Annotated in this window: 20 protein-coding genes; 10 read left to right on the top strand and 10 right to left on the bottom strand. The window is 63.1% G+C overall.

Features of this window, described 5'->3' with window-relative positions; genetic code table 11:
* The first annotated feature begins 70 nt into the window (after positions 1-70).
* From AC1DVV_RS11915 to AC1DVV_RS11885, 7 genes are all read left to right on the top strand, one after another.
* The gene (locus tag AC1DVV_RS11915) at positions 71-1,384 is read left to right on the top strand and encodes a lysine N(6)-hydroxylase/L-ornithine N(5)-oxygenase family protein (protein WP_457279921.1); all 1,314 of its coding nucleotides are present in this window, start codon (positions 71-73) and stop codon (positions 1,382-1,384) included.
* A gap of 21 nt (positions 1,385-1,405) precedes the next feature.
* On the top strand, positions 1,406-2,644 hold the full coding sequence (locus tag AC1DVV_RS11910; protein WP_477665555.1) for an MFS transporter: 1,239 nt from the start codon (positions 1,406-1,408) through the stop codon (positions 2,642-2,644).
* Entirely contained in the window at positions 2,634-3,239 is a 606-nt protein-coding gene (locus AC1DVV_RS11905) for a GNAT family N-acetyltransferase (RefSeq protein WP_457279923.1), read from the top strand. Before AC1DVV_RS11910 ends, AC1DVV_RS11905 begins: the two co-directional genes overlap by 11 nt.
* Positions 3,236-5,119 carry an IucA/IucC family protein gene (locus tag AC1DVV_RS11900; protein WP_477701839.1) on the top strand — a complete coding sequence of 628 codons (1,884 nt, stop codon included), beginning with the start codon at positions 3,236-3,238 and terminating at the stop codon, positions 5,117-5,119. Before AC1DVV_RS11905 ends, AC1DVV_RS11900 begins: the two co-directional genes overlap by 4 nt.
* Positions 5,116-5,940 carry a siderophore ferric iron reductase gene (locus tag AC1DVV_RS11895; RefSeq protein WP_477707191.1) on the top strand — a complete coding sequence of 275 codons (825 nt, stop codon included), beginning with the start codon at positions 5,116-5,118 and terminating at the stop codon, positions 5,938-5,940. The genes AC1DVV_RS11900 and AC1DVV_RS11895 overlap by 4 nt, the downstream gene beginning before the upstream one ends.
* 75 nt (positions 5,941-6,015) lie before the next feature.
* Positions 6,016-7,170 carry an aromatic ring-hydroxylating oxygenase subunit alpha gene (locus tag AC1DVV_RS11890; protein WP_477701838.1) on the top strand — a complete coding sequence of 385 codons (1,155 nt, stop codon included), beginning with the start codon at positions 6,016-6,018 and terminating at the stop codon, positions 7,168-7,170.
* 32 nt (positions 7,171-7,202) lie between these two features.
* Positions 7,203-7,862, top strand: a complete 660-nt coding sequence (locus AC1DVV_RS11885) for a DUF1345 domain-containing protein (RefSeq protein WP_457279927.1) — start codon at positions 7,203-7,205, stop codon at positions 7,860-7,862.
* 50 nt (positions 7,863-7,912) lie between these two features.
* Here AC1DVV_RS11885 and AC1DVV_RS11880 read toward each other — a convergent pair whose 3' ends face one another.
* The 4 genes from AC1DVV_RS11880 to AC1DVV_RS11865 form a co-directional block, all read right to left on the bottom strand.
* Positions 7,913-8,083, bottom strand: coding sequence for a hypothetical protein (locus AC1DVV_RS11880; protein ID WP_457279928.1), 171 nt, complete (start codon positions 8,081-8,083; stop codon positions 7,913-7,915).
* The gene (locus AC1DVV_RS11875; RefSeq protein ID WP_477701837.1) at positions 8,080-9,033 is read right to left on the bottom strand and encodes a DMT family transporter; all 954 of its coding nucleotides are present in this window, start codon (positions 9,031-9,033) and stop codon (positions 8,080-8,082) included. The genes AC1DVV_RS11880 and AC1DVV_RS11875 overlap by 4 nt, the downstream gene beginning before the upstream one ends.
* Positions 9,030-9,551, bottom strand: coding sequence for a methylated-DNA--[protein]-cysteine S-methyltransferase (locus AC1DVV_RS11870; RefSeq protein ID WP_457279930.1), 522 nt, complete (start codon positions 9,549-9,551; stop codon positions 9,030-9,032). The genes AC1DVV_RS11875 and AC1DVV_RS11870 overlap by 4 nt, the downstream gene beginning before the upstream one ends.
* 215 nt (positions 9,552-9,766) lie before the next feature.
* Positions 9,767-11,275, bottom strand: a complete 1,509-nt coding sequence (locus AC1DVV_RS11865) for a DNA-3-methyladenine glycosylase 2 family protein (RefSeq protein ID WP_457279931.1) — start codon at positions 11,273-11,275, stop codon at positions 9,767-9,769.
* A 243-nt stretch (positions 11,276-11,518) separates the two neighbouring features.
* Between AC1DVV_RS11865 and AC1DVV_RS11860 the strand changes: the two genes are divergently transcribed.
* The 3 genes from AC1DVV_RS11860 (at position 11,519) to AC1DVV_RS11850 (ending at position 15,664) form a co-directional block, all read left to right on the top strand.
* Entirely contained in the window at positions 11,519-12,904 is a 1,386-nt protein-coding gene (locus AC1DVV_RS11860) for a phosphomannomutase/phosphoglucomutase (protein ID WP_457279932.1), read from the top strand.
* A 325-nt stretch (positions 12,905-13,229) separates the two neighbouring features.
* Positions 13,230-14,288: a lipopolysaccharide heptosyltransferase I gene (waaC, locus tag AC1DVV_RS11855; RefSeq protein WP_477701836.1), complete on the top strand. Its 1,059-nt coding sequence runs from the start codon at positions 13,230-13,232 to the stop codon at positions 14,286-14,288.
* Positions 14,285-15,664: a 3-deoxy-D-manno-octulosonic acid transferase gene (locus AC1DVV_RS11850; RefSeq protein ID WP_477701835.1), complete on the top strand. Its 1,380-nt coding sequence runs from the start codon at positions 14,285-14,287 to the stop codon at positions 15,662-15,664. The genes waaC and AC1DVV_RS11850 overlap by 4 nt, the downstream gene beginning before the upstream one ends.
* Here the strand turns inward: AC1DVV_RS11850 and AC1DVV_RS11845 are convergent.
* From AC1DVV_RS11845 to AC1DVV_RS11820, 6 genes are all read right to left on the bottom strand, one after another.
* Positions 15,661-16,104: a hypothetical protein gene (locus AC1DVV_RS11845; protein WP_457279935.1), complete on the bottom strand. Its 444-nt coding sequence runs from the start codon at positions 16,102-16,104 to the stop codon at positions 15,661-15,663. The two genes, AC1DVV_RS11850 and AC1DVV_RS11845, sit on opposite strands and share 4 nt — an antisense overlap.
* A 77-nt stretch (positions 16,105-16,181) precedes the next feature.
* Positions 16,182-17,204 (bottom strand): cupin-like domain-containing protein, encoded by a 1,023-nt coding sequence (locus AC1DVV_RS11840; RefSeq protein WP_477665563.1) that lies wholly within the window; start codon positions 17,202-17,204, stop codon positions 16,182-16,184.
* A 56-nt stretch (positions 17,205-17,260) separates the two neighbouring features.
* Positions 17,261-18,622, bottom strand: coding sequence for a TolC family outer membrane protein (locus tag AC1DVV_RS11835; RefSeq protein WP_477665564.1), 1,362 nt, complete (start codon positions 18,620-18,622; stop codon positions 17,261-17,263).
* A gap of 66 nt (positions 18,623-18,688) precedes the next feature.
* Positions 18,689-19,051, bottom strand: coding sequence for a rhodanese-like domain-containing protein (locus AC1DVV_RS11830; RefSeq protein WP_477665565.1), 363 nt, complete (start codon positions 19,049-19,051; stop codon positions 18,689-18,691).
* 63 nt (positions 19,052-19,114) lie between these two features.
* Positions 19,115-19,798, bottom strand: coding sequence for a protein-L-isoaspartate O-methyltransferase family protein (locus tag AC1DVV_RS11825; protein WP_457279939.1), 684 nt, complete (start codon positions 19,796-19,798; stop codon positions 19,115-19,117).
* Positions 19,799-19,860: 62 nt separating this feature from the next.
* Positions 19,861-23,091 (bottom strand): efflux RND transporter permease subunit, encoded by a 3,231-nt coding sequence (locus tag AC1DVV_RS11820; RefSeq protein WP_477665566.1) that lies wholly within the window; start codon positions 23,089-23,091, stop codon positions 19,861-19,863.
* Positions 23,092-23,101 lie beyond the last annotated feature (10 nt).

The following is a 23,101-nucleotide window of genomic DNA, read 5'->3' as shown; positions in this document are numbered from 1 at the left end:
CAGCGGCGGGCATTCTTTTGATCACCATGCGCCACCGGATGGCGCACCAGAAATCAGGGAGTTCAGTGCAATGAAAAATGATGTCTATGACTTTATTGCGATCGGGCTTGGACCCTTCAATCTGAGTCTGGCCTGTCTGGCGGAGCCGATCACCGGGGTGAACGCGGTTTTTCTGGAGCGCAATGCGGAGTTCAACTGGCACCCCGGGATGCTGATTGACAACACCACACTGCAAAACCCCTTCCTGGCCGACCTGGTGAGCCTGGCGGACCCCACCAGCTGCTTCAGCTTTCTCAACTACTGCAAGGAAGAAGGGAAAATCTATTCGTACTACTTCCGCGAGAGCTTCTACCTGACGCGGGCTGAGTACAACGCCTACTGCCGCTGGGCGGCGGCGCGCCTGTCCAACGCGCGCTTCGAATATGACGTGCAGGAGATCGTCCACGACATCGAGAACGGCTGCTATGTCGTGACCGGTGTGCAAGGCCCGCAGCGCGAGCCTTTTGTCATGCGCTGCCGCAAGCTGGTGCTGGGCGTTGGCTCCAAGCCCCGTTTCCCACAATGTTGCGCGCCGGGCGGGCATCGCTACCTGCATACCGCCGACTACATCACCCGCAAGGCCGAGCTGCAGAAGAAGCGCTCCATCACCATCGTCGGCAGCGGCCAGAGCGCGGCCGAGGTCTACCACGACCTGCTCAAGGACGCCGACGGGCACGACTACAGCCTGACCTGGATCACCCGCTCTTCGCGCTTCTTCCAGATGGAGACCACCAAGCTCACGCTGGAGATGTTCTCCCCGGACTACATCGATTACTTCTACAACCTGGCCGATGGGAAGAAGGAGCGCATCGTGCGCGCGCAGGACAGCCTGTACAAGGGCGTCAATGCCAGCCTGATCAACCAGATCTATGACCTGCTGGACGACAGGCGAAAGCAGGGGCCGCTGCGCACGCACCTCATTACCAATTGCGAGTTGCAGGGGTGTCGCTACGACGCCGGAAGCGACAGCTACGAGATCGAATTCCGCCAGCTTGACTGCGACGCACGTTATGCGCATCGCAGCGAGGGGCTGGTCTTCGCCACGGGCTACCGCGAGAACATCCCGCCTTTCGTTGATGGCATCCGCCACCGCCTGCGCTGGGACGAACAAGGCCGCTATCGCCTCGCGCGCAATTACGCCGCCGATTTCAACGGCAACGAGATATTCGTGCAGAACGCCGGCCAGCACACCCACGGCATGACCAACCAGGACCTGGGCATGAGCTGCTACCGCAACTCCTACATCCTGCGCGAACTCACGGGCGTGGAGCACTACAAGATTGAGCGTCGCGTCGCGATCCAGGATTTCACTATTCCGTCCACAGCGGACTTCGTCCTGCTCTGAGGCCTGAGGCGCACAACAAACATGAACCTGAGATTTCACATCATTACGATGACGGTACTGGCCGTTATCAGCGACGCCATCCTGATTCCCTTCTACCCGCAGTTTTTCAGCGCGCGCTACGGTATCGACAGCCCTGTGCACGTGGGCGCCTACGTGGCGGCGATCTCCATCGCCGTGATGTGCACCCTGCCATTGTGGGCACGCGTGGCACGCCGCGTCGAACCGCTGCACCTGCTGGTCTACACGCAGTTTGCCGCCGGCACCTTCAGCCTGCTGAGCGACTGGGCGCCTACCGTGGAGATCTACTGGATACTGTCGATGCTGATGTTCATGTGCAAGAGCAGCTACCTGCTGATGTACCCGTACATGATGCGCCTGACCCCCAAAGAGCAGCATGCGGCCACCATTGGCATTCTGTCGGTGGTAGTCCACTTCGGCGCCATCTTCGGCGCGGTGGTGGGCGGCTTTGTGCTACAGACCTGGGGGCCGCGCGCCAGCATTTTTGCCATGGCGGCCGGCGACTATTTTCAGATGGCCGTCTGCTTCTACCTGATCCGCAGCGGAAAGATCATTCGCGTCAACACCGGGGAGCAGGCAATGGCCGAAGCCACCGAAGCGCGCCGCGTCGGGCTGCTGGCCCGCCTGCCCATCCTGAAGCTGGCGCTGGTGATGCTGATGTTCGACTTCAGCGCCTACCTGATCCGCCCCTTCTTCGCGCTGTACTGGCAGAAGATCACTGGCAACGACAGCGAACTGCTGTCCGGCATGGCCTTCGCCATCCCGGGTGTGGTGGCCATCGTCGCGCTGCGGCTGCACGCCTGGATAAGGGCGCGCGGCGGCGACCTGCCCGACCACACGGTAGGCAACCTGCTGCTGGGCGCGGCCGGTCTGTTGCTGCATGCTGCGCCCGATCCTTTTCTGGTCGTGCTGGGGCGCGTGCTGTATGGCTGGGCCTTCTTCCAGATCATCGTCAAGCTGGAGGTCAACCTGTTCCGCCTGTCCACGCCGCAGCGCTATGCGCAGGACTACAGCATCACCAATTTCTTCCAGAACATGGGCGTGTTGCTGTCCTCGTTTGCGGCGGGCGCGATCGTCAATCGCTATGGGCTGCATGTGCCCTTTCTGCTGGCGGCCGGCGGCTTTGTCCTCACCGCACTACTGGATCGCCTGATCCTCAAAGTGCCCAGCGCCGGACATCTGGATGAAACCGGAAGCGTCACAAATTCTTCATCTTTAAAGGAGCCCGCCCATGCCAACTGACACGCTGCACCGCCGCGCCGACGCCGTGCAAAGGCCGTACTGCGACGAGACGGGTTTTGTGTTCCGCCCGTTGCGGATACCGGAGGACATCCCGACTTTGCACCGCTGGTTCATCCAGGAGCGTGCCGCCTTCTGGCTGATGCAGGACAAGACCGAGGACGAAGTTCGTGAGGCCTACCAGCGCATGATGGATTCCGGCACCGCCACACCCTACATCGGCTGGCACGAAGGGCGACCGGCTTTCCTGGCTGAGTGCTACGACCCCGCGCAGGACCGCATCAAGGCCTTCTACACGGTGCGGCCCGGCGACCTGGGCATGCACATCTTTATCGGCCCGCCCCAGCAGCGCATCGCCGGGCACTCGCGCACTGTGTTTTACGCGCTGATGCGCTTCATGTTCGAGCACCTGGGTGCGCAGCGCATCGTCGTGGAGCCCGACGCCACCAATCACAAGGTCCATGCCTTGAACCGGTCGGCAGGCTTTGCCTACGACCGTGATGTGGTCTTCCCCGAGAAGATCGCCAGCCTCGCCTTTTGCACACGGCGGGATTTTGAACAGGCTACGGCCGCCACCTTAGAGGAAGTCCATTCATGAACGTCACCATCGCCCACCAGATCGCGCACGACCCGGCCCAGTTCGCCGCCCACCTGACGCCGGAGGTCTGGGCTCAGGCCAACCGCCTGCTGTTGCGCAAAGCCATTGCCGAATATGCCCATGAGATCATCATTGAACCGGAGCAACTGCGTGCAGGGAAGGGTGGCTTCGCGTTGTACCAGGTGTGCTCCGACGACGGCGCCGTGTGCTACCAGTTCGAGGCCCAGCGCCTGGCCTTGCGCCATTGGTACATCAAACCGGAATCCATCCGCAAGCTGGTGAACGGCGCAGACCAGTCGCTGGACGCGCTCCAGTTCATCATCGAATGCCGCCAACGTCTGGGCATACGTGATGAGCTGCTGCCCATCTACCTCGACGAGATCAGCAGCACGCTCTTCGGTAGTGCCTACAAGCGCATGAAGGCAGACGCACCCAGCAGCGCCCAGCTGGCCGACGCCACCGACTTCCAGACCATTGAGGTCGCCATGACCGAAGGCCATCCGGGTTTTGTCGCCAACAACGGGCGGCTGGGCTTCACCGCGGCCGACTATCAGGCCTACGCGCCTGAGGCCGGCTCGGAGATTCGAGTCATCTGGCTGGCCGTGCACAAGGACCATGCGGCTTTCTCCAGCATCTCCACGCTCAGCTACGAACAGCTGCTGGCCGAAGAGCTGGGGCAGGAGACCGTGGACGGCTTTACCCGTGAAGTGGCAGCGCTGGGCGTCGATCCAGTCGACTACAACTTTATGCCGGCCCACCCGTGGCAGTGGTTCAACAAGCTGTCGATCGCCTTCGCCGGCTATGTTGCCCAGCGCAAGATCATCTGCCTGGCTTATGGCCGCGACAACTACATCGCCCAGCAGTCGATCCGCACCTTCTTCAACACCAGCGACCGCAGCAAGCGTTATGTGAAGACTTCGCTCTCCATCCTGAACATGGGCTTTATGCGCGGCTTGTCGCCTTATTACATGTCGGGCACACCGGCTATCAATGAGTTCATCAAGGACCTGGTGTCGGGCGATGCCTTCCTGCGCGCGAACGGCTTCACCATCCTGCGAGAGGTCGCGTCAATCGGCTTTCGCAACCACTATTACGAAGCCGCGATACCGGTCGACACCCCCTACAAGAAGATGTTCTCGGCGCTGTGGCGCGAGAGCCCGCTGCCTTTGCTCAAACCGGGCGAACGCCTGATGACCATGGCCGCGCTGCTGCATGTCGACAAAGACGGCCATGCCCTGCTGCCCGAGCTGATTCGCCGTTCCGGCCTGAGCACGAAAGCCTGGCTGAAAAGCTATCTGAAGGCTTACCTGACGCCGCTGCTGCATTGTTTCTACAAGCACGACCTGACCTTCATGCCGCACGGCGAGAACCTGATCCTGGTGCTCGACAAGCATGTGCCGGTGCGCGCCATCATGAAAGACATTGCCGAGGAATGCGCCATCCTCAATATCGAAGCGAAGGCGCTGCTGCCGGAGCGCGTCAACCGACTGGCGGTCGATGTGCCCGACCACTTCAAGCTGCTGGGTATCTTTATCGACGTGTTCGACGGCGTGCTGCGCCATATCAACCAGGTGCTGGTGGAAAACGCCTGCTGCAACGAGGACGACTTCTGGCAATCGGTGGCCGACTGCGTGTCTGACTACGAAGACGCCCATCCCGGGATGGCCGAAAAGTTCGCGCACTATGACATGTTTGTGCCCGAGTTCCTGCATTCCTGCCTGAACCGCCTGCAACTCGGCAACAACGTGCAGATGGTCAACCTGGCCGATCCCGCTTCCAGCCTGAAGATGGCCGGCAATCTCGTGAACCCGATTGCCGGGCTCCGCCGCCGCGCCGCGCACCGGGCCGAGGCAGAACCGGTTGCGGAAAGCGTTGCATGAGCTTTGACATGCGGGCGGAGGACACGGTGCGCGACGGCGCGCCGCTGCAGGCGTGGGCGTCCGCGCCCAACGCTGACCTCGCCCGCGTGTTGCAACTGGCCGGGCGCATCGCACCCTCGCTGCGCGGCGAGCAGGGCGATGCACCGCTGCCCAGCGCACTGCGTCATGGCGACGACGCAGCGGCCAGGCCGGGTCCGTTGCGGGCGCTGTGCGGGCACTGGGCAGAGGCCTACCCCGAAGCCGGCGCGCACTATGTGGCGCTGCGTTGTGGGGGCCTGGCGATCTGGCAGCCGGTCTACTTGAGCGTGATCGCCGCGCATCTTGATACGCATGTCCCGCGGCTGGCTGGCCTGGCACAACCCGTGGTGGACGGGTTTCCCAGCGGCTTTCAATTGCCGGTGCACGCGCCCATGAAGGCCGCGACGCTGCCTTCACGCATCCACCTGGCATCAGGCGAGCTGCGCGAACTGTGCCAATCCACGCGCGCGGCACTGATGCCGTTGGTGACCCTGCATGCCCGCGCCGCTGACCGGTTGCAGGCCGAGTGTGTGTTGGGCGCGCTGCTGCTGGTCCATCGCAGCACCCCCGCCTTGGGGGATGCCGAAGTTGCGGCGCTCGGAGAGGAATGGCTGGTGCAGCTGGGTATTGCCGGCGGCTGCGGCTTTTTTGCCTACCGGGCGCGTGACGGGACGCCCGCGCTCGCCCTCGACCGCAAGGTGTGCTGCCACTACTTTCGCCGCCATGACGGCGAGAAATGCAGCACCTGCCCCAAGCTCCCGCTCGACAAGCGTATCGCCCGATTGCTGGCTGATCCTTCGTAGTCCGGGCCATTGATTCCGCGATGCGGCTGTGCCTTTCTCAAGGCCGGTATGCTTCGCCACGCCCTGGAGAGTTCCATGAACGATATCGCACGCCTGGTGCATGTCATGCCGGCGGACCCGCAATTGCCCGTAGGCGCGTACTTTGACGAGGCCTTGTTCGCACGTGAGCAGGCATTGATCTTCAACCAGTCCGCCCGCTACCTCGGCCATGAAAAAGCCGTGCCGCAGGTCGGCGACTGGCACCGGCTCGCGCAGGAAGGCGGAGGCCGCGTGCTGGTGCGCAACCCGCAGGGCGTGGAGCTGTTGTCCAACGTCTGCCGGCACCGGCAGGCGCTGATCCTGGGCGGTGAAACCGGCGACGTGAGCGGGCCCGCAAACCCGAAAGGAAACCTGGCGGCGGCGGGCGGGAACATCGTCTGCCCGCTGCACCGCTGGACGTATAGCAGTAGCGGCGAGTTGCTGGGCGCGCCGCAGTTCGAGCAAAAACCTTGCAAGAACTTGCAGCGGTTTTCCTTGCGCAACTGTCACGGCCAGCTGTTCGAAGGTCCGCGCGACCCGGCTCAGGATATGGCGCCGCTGTTCAAACGGCCAGAGTTCGATTTCTCGGACTTTGTGCTTGACCACGTGGAGGTTCATCAGTGCAACTACAACTGGAAGACCTTCATTGAGGTCTACCTGGAGGACTACCATGTCGCCCCGTTTCACCCGGGTTTGGGCAGCTTCGTCAGTTGTGACGACCTCAGCTGGGAGTTTGCCAACTGGTACAGCATGCAACGTGTCGGCGTGCACGAGTCGCTGAACGAACCGGGCTCGGACATTTACAGCATCTGGCATGACCGCCTGCTGAACTACCGCACCGGCACGCCGCCTGATTTCGGAGCAGTGTGGGTGACCTACTTTCCGACCCACATGATCGAGCTGTACCCGCACGTGCTGGTGCTGTCCACGCTCTACCCCAAGGGACCGCAGGACACGGTCAACGTGGTGGAGTTTTACTACCCCGAAGAGATCGCCGCCTTCGAGCGGGAGTTCATCGAAGCGCATCGCGCCGCCTACATGGAAACCGCCCGGGAAGACGACGAGATCGGCGAGCGCATGGATGCGGGCCGGCGCGCGCTGCTGGCGCGCGGCGTCTCGGACACCGGGCCCTACCAGTCGCCGCTGGAAGAGGGCATGCAGCATTTCCACGAGTGGTACCGGCGGACCATGGGTGCCTCATCTCCCCCTTGAAGCCGGGATGCCGCTAGCCTCACAATGCAGCCATGCGCAAACATTTCTCCGAAACCACGGGCCCGCAGCGGCTCACCCTGGGCCTGGTGGCCGGGCTGATTGTGGCGGCGCTGCCGCTGCCCCTGGGCTGGCAGTTTTGCGGCTTGCTGGGCTGGTGTGCCGGCGTCGGCGTTTATCTGTGGCTGGCCTGGTGGCTGTGCGTGCGCTTTGACGCCAAACGAACGCGCGAACGTGCACAGGCTCAGGACGAACCCAGCGTGGTGCTGTTTTTACTGATGCTGCTGGCCACCATGGCCTGCGTCGCCGCCATTACGTTGATGATGCAACAGGCAAAAAACCTGTCGGGTATGGAGCGCACGCTGCACATCGTGCTCTCCGTTGCGGCGCTGGCTGCCTCCTGGCTGTTCATGCAGACGATTTACGCGTTTCGCTATGCCCATCGCTATTACCACGAAGAAAAACTCGGGGAGCCCGATGGGCCCGGTCTGTGTTTTCCCGGCGGGCTGGACCCGGATTATTTCGATTTTTTGTACTACGCCCATGTGGTCGGCATGACCTCACAGGTCTCCGACGTGCAGGTCACCTCGCGCGAGATGCGCCGGCTGACGCTGGTGCACAGCGTGCTGTCGTTCGGCTTCAACATGCTGATCCTGGCGCTCAGCATCAATGTGGTGGCGGGCGCGCTGCAATAAGCGGCCGCAACGCCCATGTACTCAGGCCCGGCGCACAGGTTCCTGGCTTCCTATATTCGAAGCAACTGCTTCTTCAGCGCCATCTTTTCCTTCTTGCGAAGGCTCGCTTCAGACTTGCGGTGTGAGCCGGCCTTACGCTGCGCCGCCGGGGCAACCAGCGGGTTGCGCGGCTTGGGCGCGGTCAGCTTGATCTTCAGCTTGGTCTTGCGGGCCGACGTCATGCCTTCTGCTGTTCAGGTTTGCGGCCCAGCTTGAGCAAGCCGGTTGACAGCGCGGTGCCGATCACAATCACCACGGCGCAGATCACCATCCACGCCGTCACATGCTCACCGAGGAAGATCACGCCGTAGATCACCGCAAACACCGGCACCAGGAAGGTGACCGACAGCGCGCGCGGCGGGCCGGCGTTTTCGATCAGGCGAAAAAACAGGATGTAGGCCAGCCCGGTGCAGACCACGCCTACGGCCAGCAGCGCCAGCCAGGCATGCGCGCCCGGCATCTGCGCCGGCCACAGCCAGGCGGCGGGCAGGGCCAGGCCGAGGGTTGCGCCAATCTGGCTGCCCGCCGCGGTGACCAGCGGCGGCATGCCTGACAGATAACGCTTGGTGTAGCTGGCGGATATGCCGTAGCAAATGCAGGCAAAGAGGCAGGCCAGCACGGCCCACCCTGGCGCTACGCCTGAAGCATCGGGCTTGAAGGTGGCTTTGTCCCAGGCCAGCATGGCTACGCCGGCAAAACCCACGAAGAGGCCCAGCACGCGTGAGGCATTGGGTTTGTCTTTCAGCCAGAGCCAGGCCACCAGGGCGCCGAACATCGGCACCGTGGCATTGAGGATGGCCGACAAGCCGGTGGTGATGGACAGCAGGGCAAACGAAAAGCACGCAAACGGGATGCCCGAATTCAGTATGCCGATGAAGAAAATCCGTTTCCAGTTTTTCTTCAGGTCAGGCAACAGGCCGCGCAACCATACGATGGGCAGCAGGAACAGCGCCGCAATGCCCACGCGCACTGCGGCGGTGGGCAGGGGACCGAACTCCACCGTGCTGATGCGCATGAAGAGAAAGGAAGAGCCCCAGATGGCCGCCAGCATCACAAAATCGGCAGCCCAGTTTTTGGGCTTGGTGAGGGCCGCACCCACCGGCGCGGCGATAACGGAGGGACTGGAACTCACAGCGTGCTCTCCTGAAGTGCGCCTTCGAGTTTAAGCAAGGCGGTTTTGCGGTGCAGGCCGCCTGCGTAGCCTGTGAGTGAGCCATCGGAGCCCAGCACCCGGTGGCAGGGCACGATCACGCTGACCGGGTTGCGCCCGACTGCTGCGCCCACGGCGCGCACGGCTTCCGGCTTGCCGATACGCTGGCTCACCTGGCCGTAGCTGAGGGTGCCGCCCTGCGGGATGGCCAGCAGCGCTTGCCACACCGACTGCTGGAAGGCCGTTCCGTGCCCCAGGTCCAACGGCAGGTCAAATTCGGTGCGTGTGCCGGCATAGTATTCCGTGAGTTGCTTGATGGTCTGCTTGAGCACCGGGTGGTCCGGGTCTTCGCGCCACACATAAGGTTTCACGAGTTGCGGCGGCAGGTGACGCTGGCCGGCAAACCAGGTGCCGGCCAGGCCTTTGTCAGTCGCGGCAATGATCATTTCCCCCAAGGGGCTGTGGAAGGTCGTCTGGACGATGGAGTTGTCGAATTTCATCTTGTTCACCTTTGAATGGTTTCGAGTTTCTGCCTTATGAGGTCCTTTTTGGGCCTGAATAGGCGGCTTAAGCTGACTTGTCTCTTTTGCGGGCAAAGACTGGCTCGATCATTCACCGGCGATGTTCGCGCCAAGGCGCTGGACCGTCCAATGAAATCGAGGCGCTGCATTCATTCCCCGAACGCATGAATCGCCATGTCGTCGCTGTTGCGCCGTCAGCCGGGACGCTCCAGCGTGCCGCTCCAGGCGCGGATCACCGCGTAGCTGCGCCAGGGTTTCCATGCATCCGAGGCCAGTTCAGCCTCCCGTGCCGGGTTCTTTTTTTCCTGCACACCCAGTGCCTTGTGCAGCGCCACATCGCCTGAAGGAAACGCATCGGGCCAGCGCAATGCCCGCATGGCAATGTATTGCGCCGTCCAGTCACCGATGCCGGGCAACCCTTTCAGCGTAGTCACCGTCGTGTTGATGTCGGCGCCACTGTGCAATTGAAGGCGTTTTTCTGCCACTGCTTGCGCGATTCCCACGATGGCGGCCTGGCGCTGCCTGACGATGCCCAGTTGCCCGAGCGCGTCGCCGCTGACCGCGGCCAGCACGGCCGGTGCGGGGAAAAGGCGCGTTAGCTGCGGCCACGGTGTTTCCACCCGTTCGCCAAAACGGTCCACCATGCGCTGCGCCAGCGTGCGTGCGGCGGCCACGGTGATCTGCTGGCCCAGCACGGCGCGCACCGCCAGCTCGTAGCCATCCAGCGCGCCTGGCACTCGCAGGCCGTCGCCTTCGGGGAAACTATCGTGCAGTACGCTGTTGATGGTGGCCGGATCAGCGTCCAGGTCAAAGGTGGTGCGCACGCGGCGTATCACCAGCGGCAACACTTCGCGCAGCGAATCGCTGACGCGCAGCACCAGCTGCGAACGGCTTTCGTCAAAGCTTGCGAGCAGCCAGCCGGCATGCAGCTTGCCGCCCGACTCGATGCTGAAAGTCCGGCGCAGAGCGGGCTGCGCAGCGTCCGCGTCAATGAATTCAATGGCGCTGATGCAGCGCTTGCTGAAGAAGGCCAGCATGGCCTGCACGTCATAGGGCGGGCGGTAGCCCAGCCGCACGATGACGCCTTCACCCACCTCGCCGACCCGGGCCGGGCCCTGGCGTCGCAACTGCGTGGGGTTGAGTTTGTAGTGCTCCACAAAGGCAGCATTAAAGCGCCGCACGCTGGCAAAACCGCTGATCAGCGCAATCTGCGTGATGGGCAGATTGGTGTCGGCCAGCAATTGTTTGGCGGTGTGCAGCCGGTGCGTCTGCAGGTATTGCATGGGCGAGACCCCGAACTGTGCCTCGAAAATCCGCCGTACGTGACGGTCGCTCACGCCCAGCTTGGCAGCCAGCTTTTCTACAGAAGGTGCTTCCTCGGTCCACACCTCGGGCTCATCCAGCAGGCGCGCCGCCTGGTGCGCCAGGATGTATGACGCATCCTGTATTGACCACACCACGGAATGCGGCGCCAGCTCGGGCCGGCAGCGCAGGCAGGGACGAAAGCCCGCGCTCTCGGCCTGGGCCGCGTGGTGAAAGAAGCGGCAGTTTTCGCGTTTGGGGGTTTTCACGCTGCAGACCGGACGGCAATAGATGCCGGTGGAGGTCACACCGGTGAAAAAACTGCCGTCAAACCGGGCGTCCCGCGCCTTGAGGGCGAGGTAGCAGTCGTTGTCGGCAAGAGGGGTGGTTTCGCGGTTCATGAGGGAAATGATACGCCGCAGCAGGCTGTTGACTAGCCGTTTCCGGACATGTCTCTTTGGCCGAAAAAGCCTTCAAAATTCCTGTCCAGGCTAGCCGTTTTTCGCCTCGTTGGAGACCGGTTAGATACCACTTTGCCGAAGCTTTCCATAGTCTGAACGGGCCCCCTGGAAACGGTGGCGGCCTACAGTTCGCGAAAGGACCGCCCCCTACAATCAAACCCATCAAATTGAAGGATCTCGCCGATGCAAATCAACCCGTCCATCTTCAAGGCCTACGACATCCGCGGTGTCGTGCCCTCCACCATCCATGAGGAAATGGCCGAGGCGCTGGGCAAGGCTTTTGGCATGGCGGCGCTGGCCGAAGGTGAGAAATCCGTGGCGGTAGGCCGTGACGGGCGCCTCAGCGGGCCATCGCTCAGTGCGGCGCTGATGCGCGGCCTGGCCGCGGTGGGGCTGGAAGTGATCGACGTCGGCATGGTGACCACCCCCATGCTGTACTTTGCGGCCAGCACCCTCACGGCTTCCGGTATCCAGGTCACAGGCAGCCACAACCCCAAGGACTACAACGGCTTCAAGATGGTGCTGGCAGGCCGCGCCATTTATGGCGAAGAAATCCAGGCGCTGCGCCGCGCGATGGAAGGCGAGACATGGGTGTTGCCGTCCCAGGCCGGTGCCATTCGCCAGGTCGATGTCGAAACGGCCTACCGCGACCGCATCGTGTCCGGCATCAAGCTCGAGCGTCCGCTCAAAATCGTTATCGACTCTGGCAACGGCATAGCCGGCGCTTCGGCGCCTGCGATCTTTCGTGCGCTCGGCTGCGAGGTGACCGAACTCTTCAGCGAGGTGGACGGCAATTTCCCCAACCACCACCCCGACCCCAGCAAGCCCGAAAACCTGCAGGATTTGATCAAGGCCCTGCAAAGCGGCAAGGCCGAACTGGGCCTGGCCTTTGACGGTGACGGCGACCGCCTCGGCATCGTGACCAAAGACGGCCAGAACATTTACCCCGACCGGCAGATGATGCTGTTTGCCCGCGACGTGCTCTCGCGCGTGCCGGGCGGCACCATCTTGTTCGACGTGAAATGCTCGCAGCGCCTGGCGCCCGAGATCGAGGCAGCCGGCGGTGTGCCGCTGATGTACAAGACCGGCCATTCGCTGATCAAGGCGAAGATGAAAGAAGTCGATTCGCCGCTGGGCGGCGAAATGAGCGGCCATATCTTCTTCAAGGAACGCTGGTACGGCTTTGACGACGGCACTTACGCCGGCGCGCGCCTGCTGGAAATTTTGAGCCGCGTGCCCGACGCCGGCATTGTGCTCAATGCCCTGCCTACCAGCTTCAGCACGCCCGAACTTAACGTGGCCTGCAAGGAAGGCGAGCCGCACACGGTGGTGGAGGCCTTGATCAAATCCGCGAAATTCGCGGCGCCCGCAAAAATCTCGACCATCGATGGCGTACGCGTTGACTGGCCCGACGGCTTTGGATTGATCCGTGCGTCCAACACCACGCCGGTGCTGGTGCTGCGCTTTGAGGGCCACACCCAGCAGGCACTGGAGCGCATCGAGGCCGACATGCTGACCTTGTTACGGAGCGTGAAGCCCGGCGCCAGCTTCGCTGCCGCCGCTCACTAGGCCCACCCCCGTCCAAGCTCACTACGTGTAGCTTGTTCCCCCCTCAAGGGGGCGGCGCCTGGGGCCGGCAAAGCCGGACCCTCGGCCCCCACTGGTGAAATACCCCCCGTTAGTTACGCCCATCGGACTCTTCAAGCCAGCGGGTGCCGCGGAACCGGCTTTGCCGGGCCGCAGGCGCAGTCCCCTGCAAGGGGAAAAGGGCTACACGCAGTGAGCCCGATAGGGGTGTGCCAATTTTTCGGCTTTGCCGGGCCACAGGCGGGCGGCCCCCTCGGGGGGCAGCGACCCACACGAAGTGGGGGAGCGTGGGGGTCTAAAATGCTTCATGAAAATTTTGCTGGTCAAGCTGTCCTCCCTCGGCGATGTGGTGCACACCCTGCCGGTGGTGCGGGACATCCATGCCGCGCTCCCGGACGCGCAGATTGACTGGGTAGTGGAAAAGGCCTTTTCCCCCTTGCTGGCGCGCCACAAAGGTCTGCACCGGGTGATTCCCTGTGAGATCCGGCGCTGGCGCAAATCATTCTGGACACTGGCCACGCGAAACGAATGGCGTGCCTTCCAGCGCGACCTTCAACGTGAAGCCTATGACGCCGTCATCGACCTGCAGGGCTTGACCAAGTCGGCGCTGGTGGCGCGGCTTGCCACGGTGGCGCCCGGCGGCAAGCGCTATGCCCTGGCCAACCAGACCGAGGGCTCGGGCTATGAGGCGCCTACCCGCTGGATGGCCGACGTGGCCATCACCCTCCCACCGCATATTCACGCGGTGCAGCGCTCGCGCGAGCTGGCGGCGCGTGCGCTGGGCTACACCCTGAAAGGCGCACCGGATTTTGGATTAAAAATGCCTGCAGCCCATGAGGGACGGGCGCAAGCAGCTCCTGAAAAGATAGCACCTGCAGCGTCGAAAGGCCGGGTGGTGCTGGTCCACGGCACCTCGCGCGCCGACAAGGAGTGGCCGCTGGATCACTGGATCACTCTGGGGCGGCGCCTCCATGCGGCCGGCTACCCGGTGGCACTGGCGCACGGCAACGCACACGAGCTGGCCACCAGCCAGGCCATTGCGCAGGCGCTGGCCAAAACCGCCGCGGACATCGCCCTGGTGCTGCCGCTGCTGCCGCTTGACGCGCTCACTGAAGCGCTGGCGCAGTGCGCCGGTGTCATTGGTGTCGATAGCGGTGTCAGCCACATTGCCGTGGCACTGGATTTGCCGCATGTGCAGATCTACAACTTCGACACGGCGTGGCGCACCGGCCCCGGCACCCTCGGCCACGGGGGGCGGCAGGTCAGCGTGTTTGCGCGCCCGGTACCCACGGTGGAAACCGTCTGGCAGGCCTGGCTGGCTTGCTGGGCGGTGAGCAGCCCCGCAAGCGCCGGCGGGGCGAAATGAGCGCGCTGGCCCTGAAACTTTATTCGCTGCTGATGTGGCTGGGCCAGCCGCTGCTGCGCCGCAAGCTGGCGCGCCGCGGCAGGCAGGAGCCCGGCTACCTTCAGGCGGTGCAGGAACGGTTTGGCCACTACACCCAGCCGGTGGAAACCGCCTCTGAGCTGGTCTGGCTGCATGCCGTTTCGCTCGGCGAAACACGCACTGCGGCCATGCTGCTCAAGGCGCTGCGCGCGCAACACCCCGGCTTGCGTATTTTGCTGACGCACGGTACGGCCACGGGGCGCGCCGAGGGCGTGGCCCTGCTGCAGCCCGGCGACGTGCAGGTGTGGCAGCCCTGGGACAGCCCAGGCGCAGTGGCGCGGTTTTTTGATCACTTCAAACCACGCCTGGGCTTGCTGATGGAAACCGAGATCTGGCCCAACATGGTGGCCGCAGCCCAGACGCGTGCCATGCCGCTGGTGCTGGTCAATGGCAGGCTGTCTGAAAAGTCCCTGCAGCAGGCGTTGAAAATGTCGCCGCTGTCGTTTCCGGCTTACGCGGCGTTGTCTGCGGTGTATGCCCAGACCGATGACGACGCGCGGCGCTTTCGCCAGGCCGGCGCTGCGGTGAGTGGCGTGTTTGGCAACCTGAAGTTTGATGCCTCTCCTGACGACGCCCAGCTGGAAAAAGGCAAGGTCTGGCGCCGGGCGCTCGGGCTGCCGGTGCTCATGTTTGCCAGCTCGCGTGAAGGCGAAGAGCAGGAGTTTTTAAAGCAATTAAGTGCTACAGCCCAATCTGAACAAGCGCAGACAGCTATCAATTCTGTAGCGAATGAATCGCGGGAAGAAGCGCACAAGGAGGGGCCGGGAAGCCAGTTCAGGGTGTTGCTGGTGCCGCGCCACCCGCAACGGGTCAACGAGGTGGAGGCGCTGGTGCAGCAGCACGGCCTGCGTGTCTCGCGCCGCTCGCACTGGCCCGAGGCGGCAAGCGGCCCGGCCGTGAACGACGATGCCTTGCAGGCGGATGTATGGCTGGGCGACTCACTGGGTGAAATGGCGCTGTATTACGCGATGAGCGATGTCGCGCTGCTGGGCGGCAGCTTCGCGCCGCTGGGCGGGCAAAACCTGATCGAGGCGGCTGCCTGCGGCTGCCCGGTCGTGATGGGCCCCCATACCTTCAACTTCACCGAAGCCGCCGAGCTGGCCATCGAGGCCGGTGCAGCCCGGCGCGTGGTGGACATGGAGCAAGGCGTGCGCGCCGCGAGAAAGCTCATCGATAAACCCGAAGCACGCGCTGCCGCGGTGGCCGCCGGGCTGGCTTTCGCCGACAGCAACCGCGGTGCGACGGTGAAGACGGTGGATGCGCTCCAGACCTATTTAAGTGGCTTTAACGGCACCTAGGCCGCCTGGTCGTCAATGAGCTCCAACAGCTCAATTGCACTTTTGGCGCGCGCATCCGTGCCGTTAGCGAGTGGTGCAATGCGGTGGCGCATTGAGTGGATGAACGCATTGAGTGTTGCTTTGACCGAGGCTCCAAGATATGTGTCGTAACCTTTTTCAGGGACGAATGAGCCACCAAGATCTATTAATGACTCCATAACTGCTCGCTGCGCCCACTCTTTCCCCTTCATGAGAATCTGTTCAATCTCCGGAAGGACACCCAAGACGACCGGATAGTACGTACCCCTGTGGTTGTTTCCAGTTGCCCAGAGAAGCGCATCGTAGGCGTCATTTGCGGTCGATTCGTCGTATGCATTCCAGAGCGCGTCGAGCGCGGCTTCCACGCTACCGGCAGCGTTGGAGTCCGGCTGGGGAAAGTGATCGAGATCGAGCGGCTTCATGGCTGTTTTGGTGGTCCAGCGATTGACATCAACACGGGGGCAAGTGACGTTTTGCTGAAAGGCGTTCGTTCGATGGCCTAGCGCTTGCCCAGCACCTGATGACAAGTGCAATTTCCCCACGCATAAAGGCGCAGGTGATGCGCCCAGTCGCGCAGCGTGGCCCAGGCGCCGCCGGTCGCCACTTCATACGGCGTCAGGCCAAACATGCCCAGGCTGATGGAGGGCTCCACTGACACCACCGAGTGCCAGGTTCGCTTGGGGATGAACAGGGCATCGCCGGCTTCAACGCGGGCGTGGTAGCCATGGGCTTTTTCGAAGGAGGCGAGTTCGCGGACTTGCTCAGGCAGGCGCGAGACGTTGACGTCGCTCAGCGTGGCACCCCAGTCGTATTTGGCGGCCGGGCACATGTGCTGGCGCTGGTCGGGTGAGAAAAGGATGAACTCCTTGACGCCCTGGAGCTGCACAAACCAGTTGTGCGGGAAGTCGTTGTGCAGTCCGGTCACGGTATTGGCCGGGCCCATGAACACATATTCCCAGGTCATGCGGCCGGGCCACAGGCTCTTGATGAGCAGGTCGCGCCGCAGCTCGGGGTATTTTTCGAGAATGTCCCACTGCGCCAGGTACAAGGTCGTCGGCTTGAACGACTGCATGTGGGCCCAGTTCAGGTGAAAGCGCTCGCCGGGTTTGTAGCTGTCCCGCACCGGCTTGGGCAGCAGGCCGGCCATGGGGTCCGGCGTGCGTTGCGCCGACTTGCCGAGTTCCCGCAGGTAGGGCGCGACCGGAAGGAAGGGGCGGCCCTTGGTCACGCCCTGTTCGACCAGGCCATCGGTGAACTTGACCGGCACCTCGGCGCCCTTGCCGGCACAGACGTCGGCGAGGAATTCAAACGACCATTTTTTCCAGGCCGGCCAGTGATGGATGCCGCCCTTGACCAGCACGGGTTTGTCAAACGGTTGCTGGCGGCCCGCGCGCTTGAGTTCTTCCCAGGTGGTTTCCTCGATCAGCTCGAAGCTGGGGCCTTTGGGGATGTGTACCGGCGCATCGGTCACGCGTTCAGCCTCTATCGGCAAGGGCAGGGGATTGTGTGCGGGCATCAACATGGAAATTCTGGCCCCGGGCCGGGCCTTTGTTGGAGTGTTGTGAAGCGTACCGCGATTTACCTGGCCAGCAGTGCGTTGATTTTTTGCAGGTCTTCCGGTGTCAGCGTGCCATTGGCCTGGCGCAGTTTCAGGTCGCCCAGCAGCACGTCGTAGCGCGCTTTGGCCAGGTCGCGTTTGGTCTGGAACAGCTGGCTCTGCGAGTTGAGCACGTCGATGTTGATGCGAACGCCGACCTGGTAACCCAGCTTGTTCGCATCCAGTGCGCTCTGGCTTGACAGCTCGGCGGCTTCCAGCGCTTTCACCTGGCCCTGGCCCGACTGCACGCCGAAAAACGCGGTGCGCGTGGCCTGGGCCACGGTGCGGCGCGCACCTTCAAGGTCGCTTTGCGCCTTGTCTTTCAGCGAGAGTGTTTCGCGCACGCGGTTTTGCGTCGCAAAACCGGCGAACAGCGGCACGTTCAGCACCACACCGATGGTGGTTGTGTTGGTGCGAAAGGCAAACGGCGGGATGGTGGTGGCCGTGCCCGACGGGTTGCGCGTCACGTTATAGCTGGCCGTCGCGTCCAGCGTCGGCTTGTGGCCGGCTTCGGCTTTTTGGACTTCCAGATCGGCGATCTCCAGCCCGCTTTGGGCCAGGCGGATATTCGGGTGCACTGCTTCGGATTGCTGCACCCAGGTATTCACATCGGCGGGTTCTACGGCCGGCAAATTGACGGGCGCGAGCAAGGGTTTGGGTTGCGTTTCGGTTTTCCCGACCAGCGTGTCCAGCGCGATTTTCTTGACGCGCAAATCGTTTTCGGCGGCGATCTCCTGGGCGATGACCAGGTCGTAGCGTGCCTGCGCCTCGCGGGTGTCGGTGATGGTGGAGGTACCCACTTCAAAGTTGCGCTTGGCCGACGCCAGTTGCTCGGCCACTGCGGCTTTTTGCGCCCGGACAAACGTCAGCGTGTCCTGCGCGGCCAGCACGTCGAAGTACGCCTGACTGGTGCGCACGATCAGGTCCTGGTTGGCGGTTTCGAGTTGCGCCTGGGACTGCTCGACCTGCCGGGATGCCTGCTGGTAGGTGGCCCAGTTGGCCGGGCGGTACAGCGGCTGCGAAAGGTTGAGCGTGGCGTTTTGCGTATTGAAGCTGCGGTCTATCACCGGTGCGGTGTTTTCAAAACTGGTACGCGACGCGCCCGCCGAGATGCCGGCTGTCGGCAAGATGCCGGCCTTGGCCTGGGCGGCCCTGGCGAGGTTGGCGTCGTACTGGAGTTTGGCGGACTGGTAGGCAGCGTCGAAGGCGCGGGCCGAATCATACAGCTCCACCAGGCTCTGGGCCTGCGCGGCCGGGGCCGCCATCATCAGCGCCGCAGTGACGGCGATCGACAGGGGCAACATCGACAGGCGTAGCGCCGGCGGTTTCTTGGGCGTGGTCATAAAGGTCCTGAGGAATGAGTGAATCGGCGATGTGGAGGTGAATACGGTGTGCAGCGGCGGCAAAGGTCAGTACACAGGGACCGACGGGTCCACCTGCTGCGACCAGGCGTCAATGCCGCCCTGCAGATTGACGACCTCGGTGAAGCCGCTTTGCGTCAAAAAGTTGGCCACCTGCAGGCTGCGCATGCCGTGGTGGCAGAGGCAGGCGATCGGCTGGCCGGTGCCGGCTCCGATTTCCTGCAGCTCAGCCAGGCGCGTGGGTATTTCCCGCATCGGGATGTGCACCAGCCTGAAGCCGTCCTCCTTGACCGAGGCCGTCTGCAGTTCCCAGGGCTCGCGCACGTCCAGCACCACAGGCAGGGCGGGCGCGCCTTCCCCGGCGTTGTTGCGCCACTCGGCGAAGTTGGCGGGGCTCAGTTGGGGAATCATGGTCGGCTGTCCTGCGTTGGAATGCGTGCTTGGCGTTGGTGAAGTCGTGTACGGCGCCCAGGCTCAGAAGCTGAATTTCGAAGGTTCAGGGAAATTCAGCAGGCGTGGCGCCACGGTGTCCCAGGCCTGGGTGGTGCGCCAGGCGTCTTCGGCCACGCGTGTGACCAGGGTGGCGCGCATCATCGGCTCAAAGCCCACGATGGCGCTCAGGCGGCCGCCCACCTTGAGCAGGGACAGCAGCGAAGCCGGTACTTCGGCGACCGAGCCGCTGAGCACGATCACGTCAAACGGTCCACGAAGCGGGTCGTTGCTGGAAACGGCCTGGGCGATTTTTGCGGCGCCGTCGCCGGTGCGCACTTCGGCGTTATAAAGGCCCGCCCTTTGCAGGTTGTCGCGTGCGGTCTGCGCCAGCTTGGGGTCGATCTCCAGCGTGATCACCTGCTGCGCGCGGTGGGCCAGCAGTGCGGCCATGTAGCCGGAGCCGGCGCCGATTTCCAACACCTTTTCATGCTTTTGCACGGCCAGTTCCTGCAGGATGCGGGCTTCCACCTTGGGCGCCAGCATGCACTGGCCGAGCCCGCTGCCCAGCGGGATTTCCATGTCGACAAAGGCCAGTGCCTTTTGGGCGGCCGGCACAAAGTCTTCGCGCTTGACCACGGCCAGCAGGGAAAGGACCTGGTTGTCCAGCACTTCCCAGGGGCGGATTTGCTGCTCAATCATGTTGAATCGGGCTTGTTCGTAGTTCATGGCGGACCTGTAAGTTGGCGAAATGGGGGAGGGTGAGCTGTACACGAGATAAACCTTTGATTTTAACGGTCGCCCATGACGGCGGCCGGCGTTGCAGCAGGCATGTCCGCGGGGTCTTGCGGCGGTGTTTTGGGGCCGAATTTGCGCTTGAACCACTGGCCCAGGTCGTCCAGGTAGCAATACGTCACCGGCACCACCACCAGGGTCAGCAGCGAAGAGGTGATGACACCGCCGATCACGGCCTGGCCCATGGGCGCACGCTGCTCCGAGCCCTCGGTCAGGGCAAAAGCCAGCGGCACCATGCCGAAAATCATCGCCAGCGTGGTCATCAGGATGGGGCGCAGCCGCACCTTGGCGGCGTGCAGCAGCGCATCGCTGCGGTTCATGCCCGGAACGCGGTGGCCATCCACGTCGACCTGGTCGGCACGCATACGAATGGCAAAGTCCACCAGCAAAATGGCGTTCTTGGTCACCAGCCCCATCAGCATCACCACGCCGATGATGGAAAACATCGAGAGCGTGGAGCGGAACAGCAGCAGGGCCAGCACCACACCGATCAGGGTCAGCGGCAGCGAGGTCATCAGCGCCATCGGCTGCAAAAAACTCTTGAACTGGCTGGCCAGGATCATGTAGATGAACAAAATGGCCATCACCAGTGCCGACACCGCGTAGCCAAAGGATTCGGCCATGTTCTTGGTGGAGCCGCTGAACTGATAGCGATAGCCGGGCGGAAAGCTGAAGTTTTCCAGCGCGGCCTTGATGTCGTTCGACACCTCGCCGGCCGAGCGGTTGTAGACGTTGGCGTTGATGGCGACTTCGCGTGCCATGTCGCGCCGGTTGATCTGGTTGGGCCCGGTGGATTCCTTCACGGTGGCCACCTGGTTGAGCCGGACCATGTGCGCGGCGCCGTCGGCACTGCTGCCGGGCGTGCTCATGAAAGGCAGGCGCTCCAGGTCTTGCGGCGCGTTGCGCGCATCGGGTGCCAGGCGCACGTTCACGTCGTAGGTCTGGTCGTCGGGCGCGCGCCAGTTGCCCACCGTCTGCCCGGCCACCAGTGTGCGCAATGAGGCAGCGATCTGCGACACCGACAGGCCCAGGTCGGAGGCTGCGTCGCGCCGCACATCAATTTCAATCACCGGCTTGTCGGCCTTGACGCTGGAGTCCAGGTCCACCAGGCCGGGGATGCCGCGGATCTTGTCGTTGATGGCGCGCGTGAGGCGTTCCAGCTCTTTCAAATCCGTCCCCTGCAGCGAGAACTCCACCTGCTTGTTGCCGCCCACCGCGTCGAGCAGCCCGACGTGCGTCACGGTGATGCCTGGCACCTGCTTGAGGCGTTCGCGCAACACGCCCGACATTTCGTCGACGCTGCGGGTGCGTGCCTTGCGGTCCACCAGGCGCACGTAAATGCTGGCGTACATCTTGCCCTGGGCGTTGCCGGTGTTCAGGGTGGCCAGCGTGTACTTCACTTCGGGGAATTCGCGGATGATGGCTTCCACCTGCCGCGCCTTGGCTTCGGTGGTTTCCAGCGACGAGCCCACCGGCGTGTAGAAGTTGAGTGAGGTTTCCGAGAAGTCGGCCTTGGGCACGAACTCGGTGCCCAGCAACGGCACCATGAAAATGCTGGTGATAAAAATCACCAGTGCCAGTGCCAGGGTGGCCAGCTTGTGTCCCAGCGACCAGCGCAGGATGCCCTGGTAACTGTTGCTCAGCGAGTCGGTGGCGTGGTCGAACCAGCCGGTGACGCGGCCTATGGTCTTGTCGTAGAAAGTGACGGGCGCATGGCGTTTGCCGTGCGCTTCGATGGAAGGGTCGTGCCAGATGCTGGAGAGCATCGGGTCCAGCGTGAAACTCACGAACATCGAGATCAGCACCGCCGCCACGATGGTCACGCCGAACTCGTGGAAGAACTTGCCGATGATGCCGCCCATGAAGCCGATAGGCAGGAACACGGCGACGATGGAGAACGTGGTGGCCAGCACCGCCAGGCCGATTTCCTGTGTGCCGTCCAGCGAGGCCTGGTAGGGTGCCTTGCCCATCTGCACATGGCGCACGATGTTCTCGCGCACCACAATCGCGTCGTCGATCAGCAGGCCCACACACAGCGACAACGCCATCAGCGTGATCATGTTGATGGTGAAGCCGAACAGGTTCATGAACAAAAAGGTGCCGATGATGGAGATCGGCAGCGTGAGCCCGGTGATCACCGTGGAGCGCCACGAGTTCAGGAAGAGGAAAACAATCAGCACCGTCAGCAGCGCGCCTTCAATCAGCGTGCGGCGCACGTTTTCCACCGCCACGCGAATCGGCCGCGAGCCGTCGGTGATCAGCTCCAGCCGGGCGCCGGGCGGCAGTTGCGGCTGGATGTCCTTGATGGCCTGGTTCAGGCCATCCACCACGGCAATGGTGTTTTCGTCCTGCGCTTTTTGCACCGACAGCAGCAGCGTGCGCTGGCCGTTGTACAGCGCCAGGCTGTCGATCTCCTGCGCGCCGTCGGCAATGCGCGCCACCTGGTCCACCGTGACCGGCGCGGCGCCCTTGCGCGCCACGATGATCTTGCCGAAGTCTTCGGGGCGCTTCATGCGTGCATCGATCTTGACGACCCGCTCCTGCTGCAGCGAGCGGATGGCGCCCACCGGCAAATCCTGGTTTTCGTTGCGCACGGCATTGACCACCTGGTCGGCCGTGATGCCCAGCGACTCCATGGCCTGCGGATTCAGGTAGACGTTGATTTCGCGCTTGGTGCCGCCCACCAACGTAACGGAACCTGCACCGCGTACGTTCTCCAGGCGCTTTTTCAAGACCTGGTCGGCCCAGTTGGTCAGCTCCACGGCCGACATGGCATTGCCGCTTTGGGCATTGGGCAACACCGCAACGGACCAGATCGCCCGGCTTGCCGGGTCGAAGCGCAGCACGCGCGGCTCTTTCACTTCGTCCCGAAAGTTGGGGCGTATGGCGGCGATTTTTTCGCGCACATCTTCGGCGGCGCGGCGCCCGTCGACGTAGAGCTGGAACTCCATGATGACGACCGACTGGCCTTCGTAGCTGCGCGAGGTCAGCGCGTTGATGCCGGCGATCGAGTTGACGCCTTCTTCAATTTTTTTGGTGACTTCGCTTTCAACGATCTCGGGCGAAGCGCCCGGGTATTCGGCGGTGATGACGACCACCGGAAAGTCGATGTTGGGGAACTGGTCGACGCGCATGCGCTGGTACGAAAACAGCCCCAGCACCACGATGGCCAGCATGACCATGGTGGCGAACACCGGGTTCTTGAGGCTGACCTGCGTGAACCACATGCGCGCGAGT

The organism is Polaromonas sp. P3_B4, assembly GCF_056402835.1.
The sequence above is the reverse complement of the archived record's forward strand: the minus strand, read 5'-3'. Positions and strand labels throughout refer to the sequence as shown.

Excerpts from the sequence above, each read along its gene's own strand:
- AC1DVV_RS11915 (WP_457279921.1), top strand. The coding sequence starts at position 71 with ATGAAAAATGATGTCTATGACTTTATTGCGATCGGGCTTGGACCCTTC.
- AC1DVV_RS11910 (WP_477665555.1), top strand. The coding sequence starts at position 1,406 with ATGAACCTGAGATTTCACATCATTACGATGACGGTACTGGCCGTTATC.
- AC1DVV_RS11905 (WP_457279923.1), top strand. The coding sequence starts at position 2,634 with ATGCCAACTGACACGCTGCACCGCCGCGCCGACGCCGTGCAAAGGCCG.
- AC1DVV_RS11900 (WP_477701839.1), top strand. The coding sequence starts at position 3,236 with ATGAACGTCACCATCGCCCACCAGATCGCGCACGACCCGGCCCAGTTC.
- AC1DVV_RS11895 (WP_477707191.1), top strand. The coding sequence starts at position 5,116 with ATGAGCTTTGACATGCGGGCGGAGGACACGGTGCGCGACGGCGCGCCG.
- AC1DVV_RS11890 (WP_477701838.1), top strand. The coding sequence starts at position 6,016 with ATGAACGATATCGCACGCCTGGTGCATGTCATGCCGGCGGACCCGCAA.
- AC1DVV_RS11885 (WP_457279927.1), top strand. The coding sequence starts at position 7,203 with ATGCGCAAACATTTCTCCGAAACCACGGGCCCGCAGCGGCTCACCCTG.
- AC1DVV_RS11880 (WP_457279928.1), bottom strand. The coding sequence starts at position 8,083 with ATGACGTCGGCCCGCAAGACCAAGCTGAAGATCAAGCTGACCGCGCCC.
- AC1DVV_RS11870 (WP_457279930.1), bottom strand. The coding sequence starts at position 9,551 with ATGAAATTCGACAACTCCATCGTCCAGACGACCTTCCACAGCCCCTTG.
- AC1DVV_RS11865 (WP_457279931.1), bottom strand. The coding sequence starts at position 11,275 with ATGAACCGCGAAACCACCCCTCTTGCCGACAACGACTGCTACCTCGCC.
- AC1DVV_RS11860 (WP_457279932.1), top strand. The coding sequence starts at position 11,519 with ATGCAAATCAACCCGTCCATCTTCAAGGCCTACGACATCCGCGGTGTC.
- waaC (WP_477701836.1), top strand. The coding sequence starts at position 13,230 with ATGAAAATTTTGCTGGTCAAGCTGTCCTCCCTCGGCGATGTGGTGCAC.
- AC1DVV_RS11850 (WP_477701835.1), top strand. The coding sequence starts at position 14,285 with ATGAGCGCGCTGGCCCTGAAACTTTATTCGCTGCTGATGTGGCTGGGC.
- AC1DVV_RS11845 (WP_457279935.1), bottom strand. The coding sequence starts at position 16,104 with ATGAAGCCGCTCGATCTCGATCACTTTCCCCAGCCGGACTCCAACGCT.
- AC1DVV_RS11840 (WP_477665563.1), bottom strand. The coding sequence starts at position 17,204 with ATGTTGATGCCCGCACACAATCCCCTGCCCTTGCCGATAGAGGCTGAA.
- AC1DVV_RS11835 (WP_477665564.1), bottom strand. The coding sequence starts at position 18,622 with ATGACCACGCCCAAGAAACCGCCGGCGCTACGCCTGTCGATGTTGCCC.
- AC1DVV_RS11830 (WP_477665565.1), bottom strand. The coding sequence starts at position 19,051 with ATGATTCCCCAACTGAGCCCCGCCAACTTCGCCGAGTGGCGCAACAAC.
- AC1DVV_RS11825 (WP_457279939.1), bottom strand. The coding sequence starts at position 19,798 with ATGAACTACGAACAAGCCCGATTCAACATGATTGAGCAGCAAATCCGC.
- AC1DVV_RS11820 (WP_477665566.1), bottom strand. The coding sequence starts at position 23,091 with ATGTGGTTCACGCAGGTCAGCCTCAAGAACCCGGTGTTCGCCACCATG.